This window comes from Paenibacillus campinasensis (genome assembly GCF_002272015.1).
GTDB lineage: Bacteria > Bacillota > Bacilli > Paenibacillales > Paenibacillaceae > Paenibacillus_AQ > Paenibacillus_AQ campinasensis.
Genome location: NZ_NPBY01000036.1, coordinates 48,347 through 68,052, shown reverse-complemented (window position 1 = coordinate 68,052; position 19,706 = coordinate 48,347). Strand labels below are relative to the sequence as shown.

Genomic DNA, 19,706 nt, shown 5'->3' with positions numbered 1-19,706 from the left:
TTGCATGCTGATTGAAACCATACCCCATCATTATACAGCTGTATATAAACGGGCAGCTTGACGCGTCCGGGAAGGCGACGCGGCCTGCTGAAGTTTGAAGTGGAAGCTCAAGAGGCAGCAGGATCTAACAGAAGGCGGCGTGCTGTACATCGCGTGCCCATACACATATGGAGGGATTAAGTAATGAATATACAAGGCTTGAAAGATACAACAACGTTATCCAATGGCGTTCGGATGCCCTGGCTGGGACTTGGCGTTTTTAAAGTAGAGGAGGGTTCCGAAGTGGTTGATGCCGTGCGAACGGCGATCATGAACGGGTATCGCAGTATTGATACGGCAGCGATTTATGGGAATGAACAGGGGGTAGGACAGGGAATCCGGGAAGGACTGGAAGCTGCGGGACTTGAACGGGATAAGCTATTCGTCACCTCGAAAGTGTGGAATTCCGACCTCGGGTATGAAGCGACGCTGGCTGCTTATGAACAAAGCCTGGACAAGCTCGGGCTCGGTTATTTGGATCTGTACCTTATACATTGGCCGGTTGAAGGGAAATATAAGGAGGCCTGGCGCGCGCTGGAAATGTTGTATAAGCAGGGCAGGGTGAGAGCGATCGGTGTCAGCAATTTTCATATCCATCATCTGGAGGAACTGATGAAAGATTCAACCATCAAGCCGATGGTCAATCAGGTGGAATATCACCCCAGACTGACGCAGAAGGAGCTGCATGCGTTCTGCAGGGCGCACGGAATCCAGCTGGAAGCCTGGTCACCACTGATGCAGGGGCAGTTGCTGGAACAGGAGGAACTTCAGGAACTCGCGGCGAAATACAACAAATCGGTAGCCCAAATTATTTTGCGCTGGGATCTGCAAAACGGCGTTGTGACCATTCCGAAATCGATTCGAGAACATCGCATCATCGAGAATAGCGCAGTCTTCGACTTCGAGCTGACCGCTGACGAAATGCGGCGCATCGACAGTCTGAACCAGGACCGCCGGGTCGGTCCGGACCCGGATAACTTTGATTTTTGATCACCTGCCCTTTACGCAAGTGTCGTCGTGTGGCTCTTCTGGTCTCGGGCGGTAATGAAGGAAATCGGGAGGGTCCCCTATATTAAAAGAAGGGAGAGATCTTGATATGAATTTGGAATTGAAGGGAAAAGTCGCATTGGTAACAGGCTCGACTTCCGGCATTGGCAAAGCGGTTGCGATGTCGCTTGCAGCCGAGGGAGCGTCCGTCATTGTTAATGGAAGACATGAGGACAAGGTAAAACAGACCATTCATGACATTCACGCTGTGCATCCGGATGCCGAGATTCGTTATGTTGTGGCGGATCTCGGTACGGAGGAGGGTTGTCATCAGGTAAGGGAAGCCGCCCCGGTCGTTGATATTCTGATCAATAATCTGGGGATTTTTGAACCTGCTGCGTTTTTTGATATTCCGGATTCGGAATGGTTCAAGTTTTTTGAAACCAACATTATGAGCGGGGTCCGGCTGTCCAGGCACTATCTGCAAAACATGATCCATCGTAATGAAGGGCGGGTCATCTTTATAGCCAGTGAGGCCGCGATCATGCCTTCCCAGGAGATGGCGCATTACAGCGCAACCAAGACGATGCAGCTGTCTCTTTCCCGGAGCTTGGCCGAACTGACGACAGGAACCCGCGTAACCGTGAATACTGTCATGCCCGGATCCACGCTTACGGAAGGTGTTGAAAAGATGCTGGATACGCTGTATCCGGATGAGGATCTTTCGATCGAAGAAGCCGAGCAGCGGTTTATGAAGGAGAATCGGCCGACTTCCATTATTCAGCGATTGATTCGGCCGGAGGAAATTGCGGATTTTGTTACGTATCTCAGCAGTCCTAAATCCTCGGCGATTAACGGCTCGGCGCTGCGCATCGACGGCGGCTTGGTACGAAGCGTATTCTAAGCAATCGCGTTGCTGTGAACAGACTCCGGGCCGATCAGATGGATTGACAGTGTCGCTTCCCGGGCATGGAGCAACATCCTGGGCGGCAGACCGCTCAAGCCTGTAATCCAGGTATCCGGAGAACATAAGGGAGCATGGGTATTGAACCGTCCCACGCAGTGGAGCTGCGCTTGCGGACGGTTTTTTTGTGCTGCAACGACCTCCTTTGGTGCAAAGGGGAATAAGTAACAAAATAATTATAGAGTAATTATAATTACGTTAAAGAGAAAATTATAATTGACTTTAAGAGTAATTATAAATACTCTATAAAGTAACAGTGTGGATTCGAATCATCGAATAACCACGCTGAATCTAGCTGTGAAGGGAGAAAGCCGGAATGTCACAGGTTCATAGGCTGCAACCGGATATTCATACGCTTCATGGATTTTTCAGCAGGGAACTGGAGCCGGCCCTATATATTCAGTCCGGGGATACTGTCGTGTATCAAACCTTAGATGCAGCTTGGGGGCTGGAGAAACGGGTCGCCCCAGACGCGCCGAGAACGAAGTTTACGGAGCGCAAGCCGGAGCGGCAGGAGAAGCAGTTCGGGCATGCGTTATTGGGGCCTGTCCATATTCAGGAGGCTAAACCCGGACGTACATTGGAGATTCAGATTAATGAAATCGTTCCCGGATCGTGGGGATGGACCTCTGCCGGAGGGTTTCCGAGCGATTGGAACGAGAAGCTGGGCATGACCCGTGCCAAAGAAGTGACGCTGGACTTTGAGTTGGATGCCCAGACAATGACGGGCAGGAGCCAGTTCGGAAATTTCAAGTACAGCGTCGGCCTGAAGCCATTCATGGGGATCATGGGCATGCCGCCGAAAGAAAGGGGTCAGCATACGACTTTTGTACCGCGCCCCTATGGAGGAAATCTCGATTGCAAAGAGCTTACGGCTGGCAGCACGCTGTATCTGCCGATTCCGGTGGATGGCGGGCTGTTCTCCACCGGGGATGGACATGCGGCTCAGGGGGACGGCGAAGTTAGCGGTCCCGCCCTCGAATGCCCGATGGAGAAGGTGTGTCTAACCTTTCATGTCCGAGACGACATGCCGATAACGATGCCTAGAGCCAAGACGAATGCCGGCTGGCTTACGATGGGGTTTCATGAGGACCTGGAGGAAGCCATGTGGATGGCATTAAACGGCATGCTAGATCTCATGACCGAGCTTTACTCTATTTCAAGAACGGAGGCGTATGCCTACGCCACCTTGACGGTGGATCTGCGGGTAACCCAGATCGTCAATACCCTTAAGGGCGTACACGCCCTCTTACCATTTGGGGCGCTCAGGTGAATGTGTAAGGGGATGGCTTCAGACGGATGAAATCACGGAGATCACGCATTGATCATACTTCATTAATATAAAAAACAGTTCTAAGGAGGCTTAAGGTATGCAGTTACACGAGACTATGGTCAATAACCAAGGGGTGCATATTCACGTTACGGAGGTGCATCGGGATCTTAAGAACAAACAAGCCTCGCTGGTCATCATCCCGGGATTGTCCGAGTCGGGCGAGGACTATATCACCATGATGGAGAAGCTGTCCCCCCGGCATATCGTTGTGGTCACGCTTCGCGGCCGGGGCCAAAGTGATTCGCCCGCTTCGGGATATACGCTCGCGGATCATATTAGCGACATTGATGCGGCGATTCGTCATCTTGAACTTGAGCAATTTGTGCTCATGGGATACTCCCGGGGCGTGTCCTATCAGTTAGGCTACGCGGTTCAGAATCCGGAGCGCATTCAAGGCCTGATCATCGGAGACTATCCCGCGGTTCATACCGAGCTGCCAGCGGGATGGGTGGATTTCTTCGCCTCGCTGCCTCCTTGGAGAGGGAAGAAGCTGTCTGATCGTATGAAGACATCAGCTTTACAGGCACTGCAACGGGAATCGACTAAGGCAGACATGTGGAACGACCTAACTCGGTTGACTTGCCCAGTCCTGATAATCCGTGGCGTAAAACCACATCCCGGGTTATCATTAGAAGCAGTGGAACAATATAAGCGAGTTCTGCCTCAGGCAAGAATCGTGGCGTTTGAGGAGCATGATCATAATCTTTTTGAACCGGATGCGGATCTGTTTGTCCGCACCGCAGACTCTTTCCTAACCAGCCTTTAGGAAGAACCATGAATCTATACTAAAAAAGGGTGTAAGCACTTGGACAATCTGAAGCTGAATGTGTCACTGTTACGACAAAGGGTTCCAAACCTGACCAGTGCAGCCAAATCTGTCGGATTACGGCCGGCCACAGTCTCCAACTTATGCACAGGGAAAATTCCCGTTGGCCGGGCGGAAGTCCGCACCATTGCCGCATTGGCATCTCTGGCAAAATGCAGCCTGGATGAACTGATTCTGCGCGGGGAAAGCGTGGAGATGATTGAAACGGGCATCAAACCGCTGGATCTATTTGCCCCTTTGGCAAAAGGCGGTACTGTGGGTCTGGTCGCCCGCCCCGGAATGGGACAGCTGGTGCTGCTCGGCGAGCTGTTTCACCGGTTTAAGCAGGACGGGTACGCCACCATTCTGTTAAAGCCCAATGGGGAGTATCCGGAGCTGAAGGATATGCTGGATGACGTTCAACATGTTACCCATTCGATCGATGACACCTACAATCTGATCATGGAGATGGGAACAGGGGCTGAGATTATGTTCGCGGCCGATCGCGAGCATGTGCTGACAGGCGAAATCTATGAGCTTCAGGAGCGGCTGCAGCAGGAGGGCATTCACAATGTGACCACGTTTCTGGTCGACCTGAAGGGAGCTGTTGTCGACGACGACATGCCGTACGGGCCGCTTGAAACGCTGTGGGTATTCGATGCCGATTTGGCAGCAAGGCATAAATTTCCGGCGGTCCATCCGCTTCATTCCACCTCCTCTGTTCTGGAGGGCAGCCATCTGGATCAGCTGCATCATATCGTTCAACAGCGTGCACAGAAGCTGCTGCGGCGTTACCGCGAGCTGCGCTCCCTTGTCAATGTACGGGGCGTTCAGGGCATCCCGGCGGCAGAGCTTACGGCTTATGAGCGTGGAGAACGGCTGGAAGCCTATCTTACACAGCCATTTGTAATTGCTGAGCCATACACGGGGATAAAAGGGGTGCGTGTCGCGCTTCACGATACGCTGAATGATGTGCAGGCGATTCTGAACGGCAGTATGGATCATCAGGCGGTGGAAAGCTTGACCTGGATCGGTCAATTGCAAGCGTAGCCGGTAAGAAGAGCCGCCGATGCTCCGCCGCGAGTATTCTGGAGAGCCGGCTTTCTTATTCGAGGCTGCCCTCCCTCGATTTCCAAGGTTTTCATTGCTGCTCGCAATGCTCCATTATATAATGAGTGAGAAAATTCATACATAAGGGAGAAATCGGGGATGAAAAAGAGAATATGGGCGCTTGCGCTGGCCTGCGGTGTACTACTGACATTGCTGGTTCTACCGGTACAGCAGTCGTATAGTGCAGAGGGGGATTCGTCTGCAGCGGCGATTACGCAAAGTGCGCTGAAGGACCAGTTCCATTTGAGTCATGTCGTCAAGGTGTATGTGCCTTCCACCGTAAAAGGAGATATTCCGATTACAGAGGAAGCGCATCAGAAGTTTGTCGATCAGACCTTGACCCAGCTGTCCAGCTGGTTCGGCGGAGCTACGGCGATTCCGGGTGAAGGCGCATGGGTGGACGATAAAGGCACGCTCATCAAGGAGAACGTAACGATTGTGTATGCATTTACGGACAAGCTTGACAAGGCGGCTATCGACCAGGTTGTCGACTATGCCAAGCAGCTCAAGGATGACCTGGCCCAGTCGGCCATCTCGCTTGAGGTGGACGGCAAATTGTACTTTATCGAGTAGTTTGGGCGGGCCGGGACCGGCCTGACTTAATAGCGAAAACGAACAGGGAAATCCCTTGCCTGGCCGCATGATGTGCGCCGGGGCGAGGGATTTCCCTGTTTGCTGTCTGTGACAAGTGTTAATACAGAAAGCGCCACAGATAGAAGGTGGCGTAAGCTTCCCAGCCCGACCATCGGGAGGACAGCTCCATTATCTCTGCCTTGGTCGGTTTCCGGTCCATCCCCTGAAGGTGCCGGATCGCATTGTGAAGACCGACATCGTCAATCGGGAACGCATCCGGCATTCGCAGGCATCGCATCAGCACATAATGGGCGGTCCAGGGTCCGATGCCCCGGATGCTGACAAGCCTTTTCTCCGCCAGCTTCAGGCTGCCGGCATTCATAAGCTGTAGTTTGGTTAAGCTTCCGTCAGCGATCAACCGGGCGGTGTGGATCAGATATTCACATTTTTTGACGGTCATTCTAAGCGGCTGCAGATCCTGGACCTCCAAGTGGGCGATATCCTCGGCTTTCGGAAACAGCCAATAGGTGTTACCCTCATGCTCCACACTGTGCCCGTAGGCTTCCACCAAACGTCTCTTGAGGGTATAAGCATAACCCAGATGAATTTGCTGGCCAATGATGCCCCAGGAGATCGCCTCAAACAAATCCGGAATCCCGATCAGGCGCAATCCGTAGAACGCCTTGATGGCTTTCCCCAGCAGCGGGTCAGCTTCCGCCTGTTCATAAAACGGGGCCAGGTCGGTATCCAGGTCGAACCATTCCCAAACGTAAGCCTCCGCCTGGGCCTGCAACTGCAACTGATCGACAGGGGAATCGGGATCCCCGAGCAGTCGGACGGCGATGGCCTGCCCGTCGGCATCCGCTCCGACGTCCATCACGACAGCGCTCCCTTGAACAGGAAGGGCGCGATAGATTCGATCGCTCCGGATCTGGTACAGGCATTCATTGGGCGATCTGGAGAGGTAGTTCAAATTTTCCGAGAAGCGAAATGGCTCGGGCACATCGATTTGAAAGGATAGCATATGTTTCATGGGAGATGGCTCCTTTCCTGGTTATGATACTATCCGCTATATTGGTTGTATCACAACTTCGGCCATTATTGCATTTTGCGATCTTGCGCTTCTATTTCGAAACCCGTGCGGCAGCCCTTGCTTGCGGGTATAATGGTACCGGAGGTGAGCGATATGGCGACCGGATCAAGACCGGCAGAGGAGCAGTGGAACGCGATCATCCGATGCGACTCGGACTATGACGGGCAATTTTTTTATGCGGTTCAGTCGACCGGCATATTTTGCAGACCATCCTGCAAGTCCAGACCGCCCAAAAGAGAGCATGTGCGAATCTTTGCGACTTGTACGGAAGCGATCGATGGGAACTTCCGACCATGCAAGCGCTGCAAGCCGGCCGATGTGCATTCCCCGGACCAGGAATGGATTCAGCGGATCACCGATTATATTCACCGCCATTGTCACGAGGCGTTGACCCTGGATGTGCTGGCGACTGTCAGCCATGGAAGCCCGTATCATTTGCACCGGACGTTCAAACGGATTCAAGGGCGGACCCCGCTGGAATATATACAGGATGTCCGCATGGATAGGGCGAGGCAGCTGCTGGCAGACTCCGGCAAAACGGTGGCGGAAATCGGACGTGAGGTGGGTCTTGAGAATTCGGCCTATTTCATCACCCTGTTTAAGAAGAAGACGGGGCTGACCCCGTCCAGCTATCGCAAATTACATGACAATTCCGGAACTTGAAAAGGGGGCGTTTGGAATGCCTGCTAACGATGATGATGTATTCTGGACCCGGCTGGTCCATGACGACTGGAGGATTTACCTCGCAGCGACAGGCAAGGGCCTCTGTTATATTGGATCCCAGGACAGCCCCTATGAGGAAATGAGGGCATGGTTGGCGGCTCGCTTCCCGGGGCGGACATTACAGCAAAATGATTCGAAGCTGGAACCGTACACGATGGAATTGATCGAATACTTTCAAGGGAACCGGCTTCGGTTTGAGGCGGCTGTGGACTGCAAGGGCACGCCGTTTCAGACGGAGGTGTGGCATGCGCTGAACGACATTCCTTACGGCCGGACGCTAACTTATATCGAGATTGCGAATGATATCGGCAGGCCGAGTGCCGTAAGGGCCGTGGCAGCAGCCATCGGGGCTAACCCGCTGCTGATCCGGATTCCTTGCCACCGGGTCATCGGCAAGAACGGCGCGCTGACCGGGTATCGCGGCGGGCTGGAGATGAAGGGGCGCCTGCTGGCGCTTGAGACGCGCTGATCTGTGGTCGATCAGCCGCTACCCATGCGGGGAAACACCGCGCTGGGATAATGCGCAGTGCAGTGGTGTCGTATGGACAGGCGCGAGCAGAACATAGGCAGCACAGCTGAGGAAGGAGGAGGGGCTCATGGAATTGGAAACAGCATACAAGACGCCGAAGACATTGCTGAATAAAGGCACCGGATTTCTGAACGGCTACAGCCACACCTTGAATCCTTACACGGGCTGCAGTTATGCCTGCTCCTACTGCTATGTCAGGCAAATGCCGGTCTCGCTGTTTCGTGCGCAGGAATGGGGCCAGTGGGTGGACGTGAAGCTTGAAGCAGCACCGCTGCTTCGCAAGGAATTGAAACGAGCCAAGGCGAAAGGGCCGGTCACGATTTTCATGTCTTCCAGCACGGATCCGTATCAGCCGATCGAGGCGACGGCGTGTGTGACGCGCGGGTTGCTGGAGGTCATGGTCGAGGAACCGCCTGACTTTCTGCTCGTACAGACGCGAAGCCCGCTCGTTCGGCGCGACATTGAGCTGCTGAAGGCGCTGAAGGATCGCGTCAGGGTGAGCATGACGGTGGAGACGGATCGCGATGACATCCGCAAGCATTTCACGCCTTCGGCGCCGCCGATTCAGGCACGGATCAAGACGCTGGAGCTGTTGAAGGAAGCGGGGGTGCCTACCCAGGCAGCCATTGCCCCCGTGCTGCCGAGTTCGGAAGCTTTCCCGGAGCTGCTGCGCCCCTTGGTCAACCGGGTGTGCATTGACGATTATTATATGGGTGACGGCAGTGGCGGCAAGCGTACGCAGAAGCTGCCGATCAAGCCGCTGTATGACAAGCTTGGCCTGGAAGACTGGTATCACCCCTCCGCATATGAGCGTGTCTATAAGCGGTTTAGCGAGGTTTTTCCGGCATCGCAATTATGGGTGAGCCAGAAGGGGTTTGAGCCGTAAGCGAAACCTATTGTAGGCGGCATGAACCATGGAGGATGGAAGCTGTGAAAGTGAAACGGTGTGACTCCATTCTGCTCAAATTCGAGATGGGGCGGAAGCTATGACAGACGGTTGTGTGAAAAACAGTTATACGTACCGATCATGTTGCTTGACACGTGATGTGGCGATCAACGCCCCGATCCTTTCTGCCTTGAGCAGGAGAGAGCGGGGCGTTGATCTTATATTGTGGTGGACCGATTCTCGGCGTCACAACGCCCGGACGTCGGACGAGACGGCAGCAATTCAGTCTCAGGGCGGAGCACGAACTGGATCCCCGGAAGGTGTTTGCACTGCCATCATCCGCGTTATGATGGGGAGGAGAAGCTAGCATGCCGATGGAGAGGAAGCGATAGGCATCAGCGGAGCAGGAACGTTACTCCGCCGCAAACCATCGAATGCGTGAACAGCGATGAATGTCTTTAGGAAGGAATGTGAAGCGTATGAAAGGACTGCGAATCATCCGCATGGCTGACGCGGAACGGGATGTGCGGGATGAGGTGGCCGAGGTATTTGTGGACGGTTACTACAACGAATTGTCGTACTTTACCCGGGATCGTTCAATCTTGAAATCGGCCTTTAAGCGTTTATTCTCCCCGGAAGCGCTCTATCTGGCCGAGGAGTCAGGCGTGATTGTGGGAATGGCGGGATGCTCGAGCAATAAGTTGAGGGCGATGCCGGTGGAGCTTCAGCCTTTGCAGGAGGCTTTTGGCATAAATACAGGGGAGCTTGCTTACAACGTGATGAGCGGCGAATTTAATTCCCCTCTGCCTTATGATGATGATACCGGTTATATTGAGTGTGTGGCTACATTAGAGCGGGCTCGCTGCAGAGGGGTGTCCACGTCCCTGATGCATTATGTTATGGAAGAGCTTCCTTACAGGCGCTATGTGCTGGAAGTCACCGACCGCAACGAAACGGCCATCCGGCTGTACCGAAAGCTGGGCTTTCAGGAGATCGAGCGAAGAGCGGAAGATCATGCAGAACAGAGAGACTTTAATGAACGTATTTATATGGAGTGGAGGAAAACTGGGGATCTGAAGGGCATTGAGCTTGAAGCAGGGCAGATGTAACAAGATGGTGTAATCCACCCGGGATGAGGAGATGGACGGGGATGGATGAACGGTCTGGATCGTAGTGATACATCCGACAACTGTGCGGATAATTGTGATACACCGATAACGGGAGCGGCCTCCGGCATGCGCGAAGTTAGGGCGATGCAGGAGGCCTGGTTTTGCCTTTGGATGAAGGGCGATTTGCTGGAAGAGGGTAGCAACTACGGCGTGGACAATGTAACCTCATCCCCGAGCAGTCGTCCATCGTCATGCCACTGTCCGTACATGCGGTTGTCTCTTGTGTTGGTGATGAACTTGTCCAGTCTGCGCTCGAATAGCTCCGGCTGGTGTTTATAACTCTGAATCGTATCGATTCGAACTCGCTTGTACAGATCCGGAAATGCCATAAAGTTTGTATACACCTGCATGTCCTCTTTCAGCCTTCGCTGGATATCCTCGTCGATGGTGAAAGCCTCGGGGCGCATATCAGGCAGAACGTCTCTGCCCGCGTCTGTCATCAGTCCCAGCTTTTCCAGCCGCCGCACCCGCTCTTTATTCAGCTCGGTCCATGAGCTGTTTTTGCTGCGCGGGGACAGCCTTTGGGCCAGCGCTGTTTCAGAGATTTTCTTCTTGGTTCCATCGATCCATCCATAGCATAACGCTTCCTCAACCGCATCCAAGTATAAGATCGTATCCGGTGTTGGCTTCATGCTGACCAGGACCCAGCAGCAAGTTTCTGTTCTGCAATGTTGCTGCAGCCATGCTCGCAGCGCTTCCCTCGTTGTTACCGTTAAGAGGGGATGAGCATTCATCATGGTTGAAGGGTTTGCGTATTCTCCTGATACCAGAAAAGCGAATAATCGTTCTGGATGGAAGCATGGCCGAGCTGCCGCAGCATGGTAGAGACATTGCCCCGGTGATATGTCCCGTGATTGACCACATGCAGCATAATTTCCGAGAGGCGGGTATGCCGAGGGGCCGCGAACGGATTGTTTAGCAATAGCGTCTGCTCCCATTCAGGCTCGCTTTGCAGCCACTCCCGGTACTGGGCGGTCAATGCATCATAAGCACTTCCATATTCCTCTACAGAATCGAGAACCTGACTGTTCAGAGGAATGCAGGCTTGCAGCGCCTCGGGCATCTCCGTCCCTGTTAACACCATATACCACATCGTGTCTACCGCGTAGATATGGCTAAGGGCGTGGGCGATGGTCGGGAATGAGCTGTTCACCTCTTGGTGCAGCACAGTGGAGGGAAGCTCATGGATTCTGCCTAGAATGGTGCGGTTAGCCCAGCTGTGATACTCGAACATTTCTGCGGATGGATTAATCATCGTAATCGTCTCCTTTTCTTTGTCCATCAAATGGGTCGTTGCTATGCCATCATATAAAAAGAAGTATGACAACGGACCGTCATACTTCTTCATAAAGTTTGAGTGTATTGTGCAGCGCCTCTCTCAGGACGCCGCGCAGCTCGGTGGGCTCCAGCACTTCGACTCCGCTGCCGAAGCTGAGCAGAATGCTGCGCAGCCAGCGTGCTTTCAGAGGCTCATGCACCGGAATCCGGATGGTCATGCTGCCATCGGGATGAAATTGCTTGTCTCCTTGGCGAAACTGATCCATCACTTCTGCCAGTGCATCCGGCTTGACCTGGAGCACAACCTCTTTCCATTGATCTTGTTGTTGCTGTTCAGAGACAGCAGCCTCAGCTGCCTCATTCAGCATCTCGGGATGCGGCTCGAATATGTCCTGGGTGCGTGTGAAGTTCAGCATGCGGGATAGACGAAATTCGCGGTAATCCTGCCGCACTCGGCAATAACCGTAAACGTACCAGTTCCGGTGTTTGAAGTGGAGCCTGAGCGGTTCGATGTGACGGGTTAGGCGCTCATTGTTCGCATTAATATAATCAAACCGGACGACATGACGCTCCGTAATGGCCTCGCGCAATTGGCGGAGTGCCTCCGGGTCGGTCTGGAGATTCTCGAAATCGACGGACAGATTCATTGTCCGGTGCTCCGGCCCGATCGTCTGCAGCCGCTCAATCGTTCCATTCACCCGTTCGTCTTCGAACACGGTGGAGAGGCCTTGGAGCACAGTGATCAGGGTGTTGACATCGTAGGAGCCGAGTAAGGTCCGGTCCATTTTATATCCGTCGATCATGCCGTAGCCGCCGTTCGTTCCCTGATACGACACCACCGGGAATCCCGCAGCACAGATCGCATCGATATCGCGATAGATGGTCCGCTGGGAAACCTGGAACTCCTCGGCCAGCTTGGAGGCAGACAAAACATCGTGGTTGAGCAGCTTGTAGATGATGGAGATCAGACGCTCCAATTTCATGAATATCCCCCGCCTGTTCGTGATTTTAGATGTTGCCGAACTCAGTATAACAGATTTTATCTTGTCAGTTGATGGGACTGGCTACATACTATGGCTATGGGGGTGCGTTCGGTTTCGGATCGATTCGGCGTGTCCCCGGGTGAACATTACATATTGCATTATGAAAGTGAGGACAATCAGGATGGGCACAATGATTGCGATTGGCGGAGGAGAGCTGAACAAGTCTGAAACATTGGCGATAGACCAATATATTGTCCAGTCAGCGGGCAAAAAGGAGCCGAAGGCGCTCTTCATTCCGACGGCCAGCTATGAAGCGCAGGGATATATTGAAGCATTTCAGCGGGTGTACGGTGAGCAGCTTGGTTGTCAGACCGATATTTTGTATTTGCTGGACGGCGCAACAACGCCTGCGGAGATGCAGAGCAAGATCATGTCATCCGACCTGGTCTATGTCGGGGGCGGCGTCACCAAGATGATGCTCAGCGTCTGGCGTGAACATGGCGTGGACCAGGCTTTGAAAGAGGCGTATGAAGCGGGGGTTGTGCTGTCAGGCCTTAGTGCTGGCGCGATCTGCTGGTTTAGCGAAGCGTACGGTTCTGAAATGAACACTGAAGATGCGCAAGAACAGCAGGAGCGGCAGTGCCTTCAAGGGCTTGGCCTTATCCCTGCCGCATTCTGTCCTCACTATAATGAAGAGGAATATCGCAGCCGGTTTGATCAGTGGATGCTGAGCGGAGGAGAACCGTCCATCGGCATCGGGCTGGATAATCACTGTGCTCTGGTTGTTCGCGGCACCGAGTTCAAGGTGATCCGAAGCGCCCCGCACGCCGGAGCCTATCGCTTATATTCAGACGATCGCGGGCTTCACAAGCAGCGGTTGGATCAGGAGCAATTTGCCGATATTGAAGAACTGCTACGTATCGGATAATTCCGGACTTTCTACAAGCTATTGCATTACCTGGGCTAATGCAATGGCTTTTTTCATATCATGGAATATAGTAAGCTGATTAGGGAAGCGAATTGGCAGGGGGGAGCGGAGCTTTGCGTTACAACGTAGTTTTATTTGACGCAGACGAAACATTGTTTGATTATACTAAAGCAGAGGCTCATGCGCTGACTTCGGCTTTTCAGGAGATGAAGCTGGAATGCACGCCGCTGCTTGTAGACAGCTACAGACGGATTAATCAGGAGCTGTGGAAGGCATTCGAGCAGGGGAGCATCACGCAGCAGCAGCTGCGAACAGCGCGGTTCGAGCGGCTGGTGGCCGAGCACCGGTTGTCGGAAGCTATCGATGCAGAAGCGTTTAGCCAGGCCTATATCAAGTATTTAGGCGAAGGCGCCTTTCTGATAGACGGGGCGGCTGAATTGTGCAGCCAGCTGCAAGCGGGCGGACAGCGAATGGCAATCATTACGAACGGGATCAAGGAGGTGCAGCTGAGCCGTATCGGAAGATCTGAACTGTGCGATGCGTTTGAATGCATTGTCGTCTCCGAAGACGCGGGTTCTCAGAAGCCGCACCCGGCCATATTTGATTTTGCTTTTGACAAGCTGGGGTTTCCGGATCGGCAAGAGGTGTTGATCGTAGGAGACTCCTTGACATCGGATATCGCGGGAGGCAGCCGGTACGGCATCGACACTTGCTGGTATAATCCCGGGCGCAAGCCGAATCATTCCGACGTTCAGCCAACGTATGAGATTCAGCGGCTGGAAGAGCTTGTTCCGATTCTGGCGGGAGCGACGCATTCGCAAGGCAATACAAGCCCTTCCAGGGCGTAGAGACATAGGAGAGAGGGAGAGATTAACTATGCTGAAAGCTTTTATTTTTGATATGGACGGGGTCATTATTGACAGCGAACCGCTGCATTTTGAGGTGGACATCCAGGTGATGAATGATTTTGGGACCAGCATTACCCGCGAAAAGCTGGAGCAATACGTGGGCATGACCAATCCCGAGATGTGGGCTTCCATTAAGGATGAATACCGGTTGACGCAATCGGTATCGGAAATTATTGAATATCAATTATCAAACAAAATTAGCATTCTTACCTCCAAGGAGATGGAGCCGATCGAGGGGATTCGCGAGCTGCTGGATGCGCTGAAGGCAAACGGAATTCCCGCCGCGATTGCGTCATCGTCACCGCCGGTATTTATTGAGGCTGTGCTGCGCAAGTTTGGCCTTCAGGATCATTTTGATGCCGTTGTCAGCGGAGAAGAGGTGGAGAAGGGCAAGCCAGCGCCGGATGTATATCTGAAGGCGGCGGAGCTGCTCGGGGTAGAGCCTCAGCACTGCATGGTGCTGGAGGATGCACGTCACGGTGTGGCTGCCGCGAAGGCTGCCGGGATGACGTGCATCGGGTTCGTCAACCCGAATTCCGGCAACCAGGACTTGTCCCAGGCTGACCATATCGTGAAATCGGTAAGCGAGGTTGGCGCTATTCTCAATTTTATATGATGAGGCATGTACAGCTTGGTCCTGCGAATGAGACCGAGCTGTATTTTGGTTAGAACCAATTTCAAACTTAATTGCTCTATTGCTCGTTTATGCATATGAGGCGGGTTGACAGCTAGACCTAAGTCCAGGATGATTATCGTCCGAAGTCGGAAGCCATGCTCTTGATGTCATGGTATCCTTGCATTAGTGATGACGGACAAAAGAGAGGAACAGTGGGGGATGGGTCAAATAGAGGACAGAAGGAACTGCCAAAGAGGGGTTGCCAACCGATGGATTTTCTACGTAATTTAGGGGATATTGGACTGTTTATTCATGCGATGATCGATGCGATCATTTTCCCGATTCCGGCCTTGTTCTCCCAGATTTCATTAAGCACATTGTCACCGGAACGGGCGATATGGCTGGCGACCATCGGATTTATCGGCTGTATTATCGGAACGCCCATCGGCTATGGAATCGGCAGAGCGTCGGGGACGCTTGTACTGAGCAAGATGATGAAGAAGAAATGGCATGATTCTGCGACCGCACTGTTTACCAAGCATGGCGAGGCCGCGATCCTGGTCGGTGCGTTTACGCCGATCCCGTTTAAAATTTTCACCATTTTGTCCGGCTGTCTGAAATACCCGCTGTGGAAGCTGATTGCCTATGCGGCGCTCGGCCGTGCGGCAAAATTTTATGCGGTGGGCGGTTTATTCTACGTATATGGAAGAGCAGCAGAGAATATGGTCGATCACGTCCTGACCTTCATTATGCTGGGGCTTGGTGTATTGATCGGGGGCATATGGTTCACGGTGCGGCTGGTGAAGAAGCACAGACAGAAACGTACGGGAGCTGAAGCTAAGGGTGTGCAGGAAACGGCCGTAGGTGCGGATGTTTCGGCAGGCGAATAAATTGTGCCGGGATAAGCGCCATTCAAGACGGCTTGTGGAATTTTGGTTCGGTGCAAATTAAGAAATATTATAACGTTGGATAAGGAGTTATTTATGAAATCCATGAATGAGCACGATATTTTAATATTGACCGGAAGTCTGGGAGAGGGACATAACCAGGCATCGAAGGCCATTGTGGAGTCAGCCAAAAGAAATTACCCTCATCTCAGCGTTAAAGTCGTCGATTATATGGAACTGACGCACCCGAAGCTGCATACGGCAGGCCAATACTTTTTTGTCCAATGGATGAAGCACTTCCCTTCCGTGTACGGTTATTTGTTTCAAAAGACGCGTGATGACAGCGGACTGATACAGCTGCTGAGACGCCTCTCTTCCTTTAATGTGCACAAAATCAGCGACTTGCTCGAAGAGGTGAAGCCTGCGGTGATCGTAAGCACTTTCCCGCCGGCTGCCGCGGCCGTTGCGATGCTGAAAGCGATGGGGCTGACCTCGGTGCCGACCGCGACGGTCATTACGGATCATACGGATCATAGCTACTGGATTCATTCGCATACCGATCACTATATGGTCGGCTCTGAGGTGGTGCAGAAGGCACTGCTGAACAAAGGCATCCCGGCTTCCAAAATATCGGTGACCGGCATACCGGTCCATCCCGTATTCAGCCAGCCTGTTAATCGGCACGCGCTTCGCCGTCAATATGGGCTGACTTCCCGCCATCGGGTCGTTCTGATCATGGGCGGGGGCGAGGGCATGATCGATAAAGAGGTTACCGAGCTGATCAATTCAGGTGCCTATTCGCCTGATATCCGGTTCATCATCATATGCGGGCGCAATGTGAAGCTGTATCATTTGCTCCAGGAGGAGCTTGGGGAGCATCCGCAGACCCGGATTATGGGCTATGTGGATCGCATGCACGAGCTGATGGCCGTAGCCGATCTGATCGTGACGAAGGCGGGCGGATTGACCGTGTCGGAGGCGCTGACGATGGAGCGCCCGATGCTGCTGTTCAAGCCGCTGCCCGGTCAGGAGCAGGACAATGCCGATTACTTGGTCGGCATTGGCGTAGCGCGGCAGGCGATGGAAGGAGAGCTGCAGCAGCAGTTGCTCCGATTGATTATGAATCCGAGGGCGCTGGGTGATATGGAGAGGAAAGCGGCAGTCTTTACACATAAGGAATCCGCACTGTCCGTATTGAGACGGTTGCTGGCGATCCAGCATAGTTTCCGGCGGTCCGCACAATGGACGGGAGCCGTTGCGCCGAGCTATGAAGCGTTAAACAGGGAGGCTTATTCCAGCCAATATATGAACCATTAACAGAGACAGCTGGTCTTGAATAGAAGGGGTTTATCCGGAATGAATTTGTTCGAAGTGGTGGAAGGTCTGTTCGAGCAGTACGGTTATCTGGTGCTCTTGATCGGGCTCCCGCTAGATTTTATTGCACTTCCTATCCCGCCGGGAAACAGCACGTTAACCTATACCGGTTTCTTGGCTTATAAAGGGATTATGGGTCCTGCACCCGCGTTTCTCAGCGCCGTGTTCGGGGCAGTCGCCGGGCTGACGGTCACTTATTTGTTAGGGTATAAGCTGGGCATGCCGCTCATTGAGCGCTATGGCAAATGGCTGTTCCTGAAGCCGTCCCTTATCCAGAAGACGCAGCTTTACTACGATAAGTACGGCAACAAGCTGCTGCTTATCAGTTTTTTTATCCCGGGTGTGAGGCAGTTTATCGGCTACTTTATCGGGATCATCCGAGTGCCATACCGCACGGTTATGCTATACGGATATGCGGGCGTCCTGTCATGGGTCGCATTTTTTTTCGGTCTCGGTTACATTTTCGGGGAGCAGTGGCAGTACATATTGAATCTGATTGAATTTTATCTGAAGGCGTTCTTTATCGCCATCGCTTTCTTGCTCGTCGCCTTGTTTCTGCACAATCGGCTGCGAAAGCAGAAGCGCAAGAAAAAATCCGAGGCTGCGGGCGGATAGCACCGGATACATGGTTCAAAAAGGGCGAGCGATATAATAGAATAAGAGTACAGCGTGTACACCAGATCATGGATAACAAGAGGTGCAAAGGAGCTGTCCACAATGGATGTAAGATATCCGATTGGTACATTTCGGGTGAATGGCGAGATTACGGCATCCCAAAGGCAAATATGGATTCGCGAAATTGAGGATACGCCGGCCAAGCTTGCGGCAACTGTCGCCGGTTTGAGCCCGGAGCTGCTGGATACCCCGTACCGGGAAGGCGGCTGGACCGTTCGTCAGGTTGTCCATCATATGGCAGACAGCCATATGAATGCGTACATTCGTTTTAAATTGGCGCTGACGGAGGATCAGCCGGTCATTAAGCCGTATCTGGAGCAGAAGTGGGCTGAACTTCCGGATTCCAGGACCGGGGAGATCGGCACGTCCCTGGCGCTAATGGAAGGGATTCATCAGCGATGGGTGACGATGCTTCACTCGATGTCCGACGACGATTTCAAACGAACCTTCTATCACCCGGAGACAGAGCAAGCTGTCACGCTGGATTATACAACCGGCATGTACGCCTGGCATGGCAATCATCATATCGCGCATATCGCTTCTCTTCGCAATCGGCTGGGCATTTAGAGTCTGGATCTACCATTTCGTCTGTCCTGCATATCAAGCCATAATCTGAAATCTAGGGCCGGGGAACGGAGGCTGGACTTGCCCGTTTTCCGGCTTGGTTTATCCTGTGCAAGCCCAAGTAACATGCCTGATTCTATAAGGCTTTCTAGCTTGTTCTGAATCCTATTGTCGCCATATCTAATAAATCTGTCGCAATGTTATACTGTAAAATCAGTTATTCGTGTGATAGATTAAGGGCAAGATGTCTTAATATTGAATACTGAGGTGACTGTAATGATTAGAATCGGAAAGATTAGTTATTGGCATGTTCATGCATGGGATTATACGAAGCAGGCGGAGGCACATCCGGATGCGCAAATCGTGGCGGTATGGGATGAGAACCCGGCGCGCGGCAAGGAAGCTGCGGATAAGCAGGGCGTTCCTTTCTTTGAATCGCTAGACGAAATGCTGGCCCGTGAAGATATCGACGGGGTGATCGTGGATGCGCCGACATCGATGCACCGTGAAGTGATGGTGAAGGCTGCGAATGCAGGCAAACATATTTTCACAGAGAAAGTGATCGCTCCGACGCTGGCTGAGGTTAATGAAATTATAGAAGCCGTACAGAAAAACCAGGTGAAGCTGACGGTTTCACTGCCGAGACTGAACGACGGTTATACACTGGCCATTCAGGATATTCTGAAGGAAGGACTGCTTGGCAAGGTGACGCTTGTTCGCTCGCGCTTGTCTCACAACGGCGCTACAGCCGGATGGCTGCCGGAGCATTTCTTCGGACTGGCGGAATGCGGCGGGGGCGCGCTGATCGATCTCGGTTGTCATCCGATGTATCTGACGCGTCTGTTCCTGGGTGAATCCCCTGTTGAGGTGAACGCTTCTTTCGGTTACGTGACCGGTAAGGAAGTAGAGGACAACGCGGTTGCTACGCTCACTACGGCATCCGGCGCGGTAGGTATTGTCGAAGCGGGATTCGTGAACAACTTCTCTCCGTTCGCTATTGAGATTCATGGTACGAAGGGAACTATCCTGTACGGTACGCCGGACAGCAAGCTGTTGATTCGCACATCGGAGAAAGAGGAGTACAGCAGCAGCTGGGTAGAGCTGCCGGTTCCGGACAACCGTCTGAGCGCATTTGAGCAATGGATCGCTCATATTCAGGATAATACAGTAGCGGAAGAGAATATCGCGCATGCCGTCGAGCTGACCAAGCTGATGGAGGCCGCCAACCTTTCCGCGAGCGGACATCGGAATGTCCGCCTGGATGAACTAAAGGGTTAACAGC

General features: G+C 53.0%; 22 protein-coding genes. 18 read left to right on the top strand and 4 right to left on the bottom strand.

The window, feature by feature from the left end; all coding sequences use genetic code 11:
- Nucleotides 1-183: 183 nt before the first annotated feature.
- The 6 genes from CHH67_RS11855 to CHH67_RS11830 all read left to right on the top strand — a co-directional run bounded on the left by CHH67_RS11855 (nt 184) and on the right by CHH67_RS11830 (nt 5,811).
- Nucleotides 184-1,029: an aldo/keto reductase gene (locus tag CHH67_RS11855; protein ID WP_095265395.1), complete on the top strand. Its 846-nt coding sequence runs from the start codon at nt 184-186 to the stop codon at nt 1,027-1,029.
- Between the two features lie 106 nt (nt 1,030-1,135).
- Complete coding sequence (locus tag CHH67_RS11850) at nt 1,136-1,930, top strand: SDR family NAD(P)-dependent oxidoreductase (protein ID WP_095265394.1); 795 nt, start codon at nt 1,136-1,138, stop codon at nt 1,928-1,930.
- A 376-nt stretch (nt 1,931-2,306) separates the two neighbouring features.
- Nucleotides 2,307-3,263, top strand: coding sequence for an acetamidase/formamidase family protein (locus tag CHH67_RS11845; RefSeq protein ID WP_095265393.1), 957 nt, complete (start codon nt 2,307-2,309; stop codon nt 3,261-3,263).
- 97 nt (nt 3,264-3,360) lie between these two features.
- Nucleotides 3,361-4,089 (top strand): alpha/beta fold hydrolase, encoded by a 729-nt coding sequence (locus CHH67_RS11840; RefSeq protein WP_144029259.1) that lies wholly within the window; start codon nt 3,361-3,363, stop codon nt 4,087-4,089.
- Between the two features lie 39 nt (nt 4,090-4,128).
- Nucleotides 4,129-5,178, top strand: a complete 1,050-nt coding sequence (locus CHH67_RS11835; RefSeq protein WP_095265392.1) for a P-loop NTPase family protein — start codon at nt 4,129-4,131, stop codon at nt 5,176-5,178.
- 159 nt (nt 5,179-5,337) lie between these two features.
- A complete protein-coding gene (locus CHH67_RS11830; protein WP_095265391.1) occupies nt 5,338-5,811 on the top strand; it encodes a DUF3574 domain-containing protein in 474 nt (157 codons plus the stop codon).
- 118 nt (nt 5,812-5,929) lie between these two features.
- On the opposite strand, the gene CHH67_RS11825 is transcribed toward CHH67_RS11830, so the two are convergent.
- Nucleotides 5,930-6,844: a DNA-3-methyladenine glycosylase family protein gene (locus tag CHH67_RS11825; RefSeq protein ID WP_095265390.1), complete on the bottom strand. Its 915-nt coding sequence runs from the start codon at nt 6,842-6,844 to the stop codon at nt 5,930-5,932.
- Nucleotides 6,845-6,997: 153 nt separating this feature from the next.
- On the opposite strand from CHH67_RS11825, the gene CHH67_RS11820 reads away from it, so the two are divergent.
- The 4 genes from CHH67_RS11820 to CHH67_RS11805 all read left to right on the top strand — a co-directional run bounded on the left by CHH67_RS11820 (nt 6,998) and on the right by CHH67_RS11805 (nt 10,151).
- On the top strand, nt 6,998-7,567 hold the full coding sequence (locus CHH67_RS11820) for a bifunctional transcriptional activator/DNA repair enzyme AdaA (protein WP_095265389.1): 570 nt from the start codon (nt 6,998-7,000) through the stop codon (nt 7,565-7,567).
- A 16-nt stretch (nt 7,568-7,583) separates the two neighbouring features.
- On the top strand, nt 7,584-8,096 hold the full coding sequence (locus CHH67_RS11815; protein WP_095265388.1) for a methylated-DNA--[protein]-cysteine S-methyltransferase: 513 nt from the start codon (nt 7,584-7,586) through the stop codon (nt 8,094-8,096).
- Nucleotides 8,097-8,223: 127 nt separating this feature from the next.
- Complete coding sequence (locus CHH67_RS11810; protein WP_095265387.1) at nt 8,224-9,042, top strand: SPL family radical SAM protein; 819 nt, start codon at nt 8,224-8,226, stop codon at nt 9,040-9,042.
- A 479-nt stretch (nt 9,043-9,521) separates the two neighbouring features.
- Nucleotides 9,522-10,151, top strand: coding sequence for a GNAT family N-acetyltransferase (locus tag CHH67_RS11805; RefSeq protein WP_095265386.1), 630 nt, complete (start codon nt 9,522-9,524; stop codon nt 10,149-10,151).
- Between the two features lie 203 nt (nt 10,152-10,354).
- Here the strand turns inward: CHH67_RS11805 and CHH67_RS11800 are convergent, their stop codons facing one another.
- The 3 genes from CHH67_RS11800 to CHH67_RS11790 form a co-directional block, all read right to left on the bottom strand.
- Nucleotides 10,355-10,945: a YdeI/OmpD-associated family protein gene (locus tag CHH67_RS11800; RefSeq protein WP_095265424.1), complete on the bottom strand. Its 591-nt coding sequence runs from the start codon at nt 10,943-10,945 to the stop codon at nt 10,355-10,357.
- Nucleotides 10,945-11,463: a DinB family protein gene (locus tag CHH67_RS11795; protein ID WP_095265423.1), complete on the bottom strand. Its 519-nt coding sequence runs from the start codon at nt 11,461-11,463 to the stop codon at nt 10,945-10,947. The genes CHH67_RS11800 and CHH67_RS11795 overlap by 1 nt, the downstream gene beginning before the upstream one ends.
- 82 nt (nt 11,464-11,545) lie before the next feature.
- Complete coding sequence (locus CHH67_RS11790; protein ID WP_095265385.1) at nt 11,546-12,472, bottom strand: helix-turn-helix transcriptional regulator; 927 nt, start codon at nt 12,470-12,472, stop codon at nt 11,546-11,548.
- A gap of 181 nt (nt 12,473-12,653) precedes the next feature.
- Here CHH67_RS11790 and CHH67_RS11785 point away from each other — a divergent pair, with 181 nt between their 5' ends.
- From CHH67_RS11785 to CHH67_RS11750, 8 genes are all read left to right on the top strand, one after another.
- Entirely contained in the window at nt 12,654-13,400 is a 747-nt protein-coding gene (locus tag CHH67_RS11785) for a Type 1 glutamine amidotransferase-like domain-containing protein (protein WP_179292105.1), read from the top strand.
- Nucleotides 13,401-13,513: 113 nt separating this feature from the next.
- Nucleotides 13,514-14,248 (top strand): YjjG family noncanonical pyrimidine nucleotidase, encoded by a 735-nt coding sequence (locus tag CHH67_RS11780; protein WP_095265383.1) that lies wholly within the window; start codon nt 13,514-13,516, stop codon nt 14,246-14,248.
- 28 nt (nt 14,249-14,276) lie between these two features.
- A complete protein-coding gene (locus CHH67_RS11775; RefSeq protein WP_095265382.1) occupies nt 14,277-14,924 on the top strand; it encodes an HAD family hydrolase in 648 nt (215 codons plus the stop codon).
- 269 nt (nt 14,925-15,193) lie between these two features.
- Nucleotides 15,194-15,814 (top strand): YqaA family protein, encoded by a 621-nt coding sequence (locus CHH67_RS11770; RefSeq protein WP_095265381.1) that lies wholly within the window; start codon nt 15,194-15,196, stop codon nt 15,812-15,814.
- A gap of 93 nt (nt 15,815-15,907) precedes the next feature.
- On the top strand, nt 15,908-17,128 hold the full coding sequence (locus CHH67_RS11765; protein ID WP_095265380.1) for an MGDG synthase family glycosyltransferase: 1,221 nt from the start codon (nt 15,908-15,910) through the stop codon (nt 17,126-17,128).
- A 39-nt stretch (nt 17,129-17,167) separates the two neighbouring features.
- Nucleotides 17,168-17,800, top strand: coding sequence for a DedA family protein (locus CHH67_RS11760; protein ID WP_095265379.1), 633 nt, complete (start codon nt 17,168-17,170; stop codon nt 17,798-17,800).
- A gap of 102 nt (nt 17,801-17,902) precedes the next feature.
- A complete protein-coding gene (locus CHH67_RS11755) occupies nt 17,903-18,427 on the top strand; it encodes a YfiT family bacillithiol transferase (protein WP_095265378.1) in 525 nt (174 codons plus the stop codon).
- A gap of 273 nt (nt 18,428-18,700) precedes the next feature.
- The gene (locus tag CHH67_RS11750; RefSeq protein ID WP_095265377.1) at nt 18,701-19,702 is read left to right on the top strand and encodes a Gfo/Idh/MocA family protein; all 1,002 of its coding nucleotides are present in this window, start codon (nt 18,701-18,703) and stop codon (nt 19,700-19,702) included.
- Nucleotides 19,703-19,706: the final 4 nt, after the last annotated feature.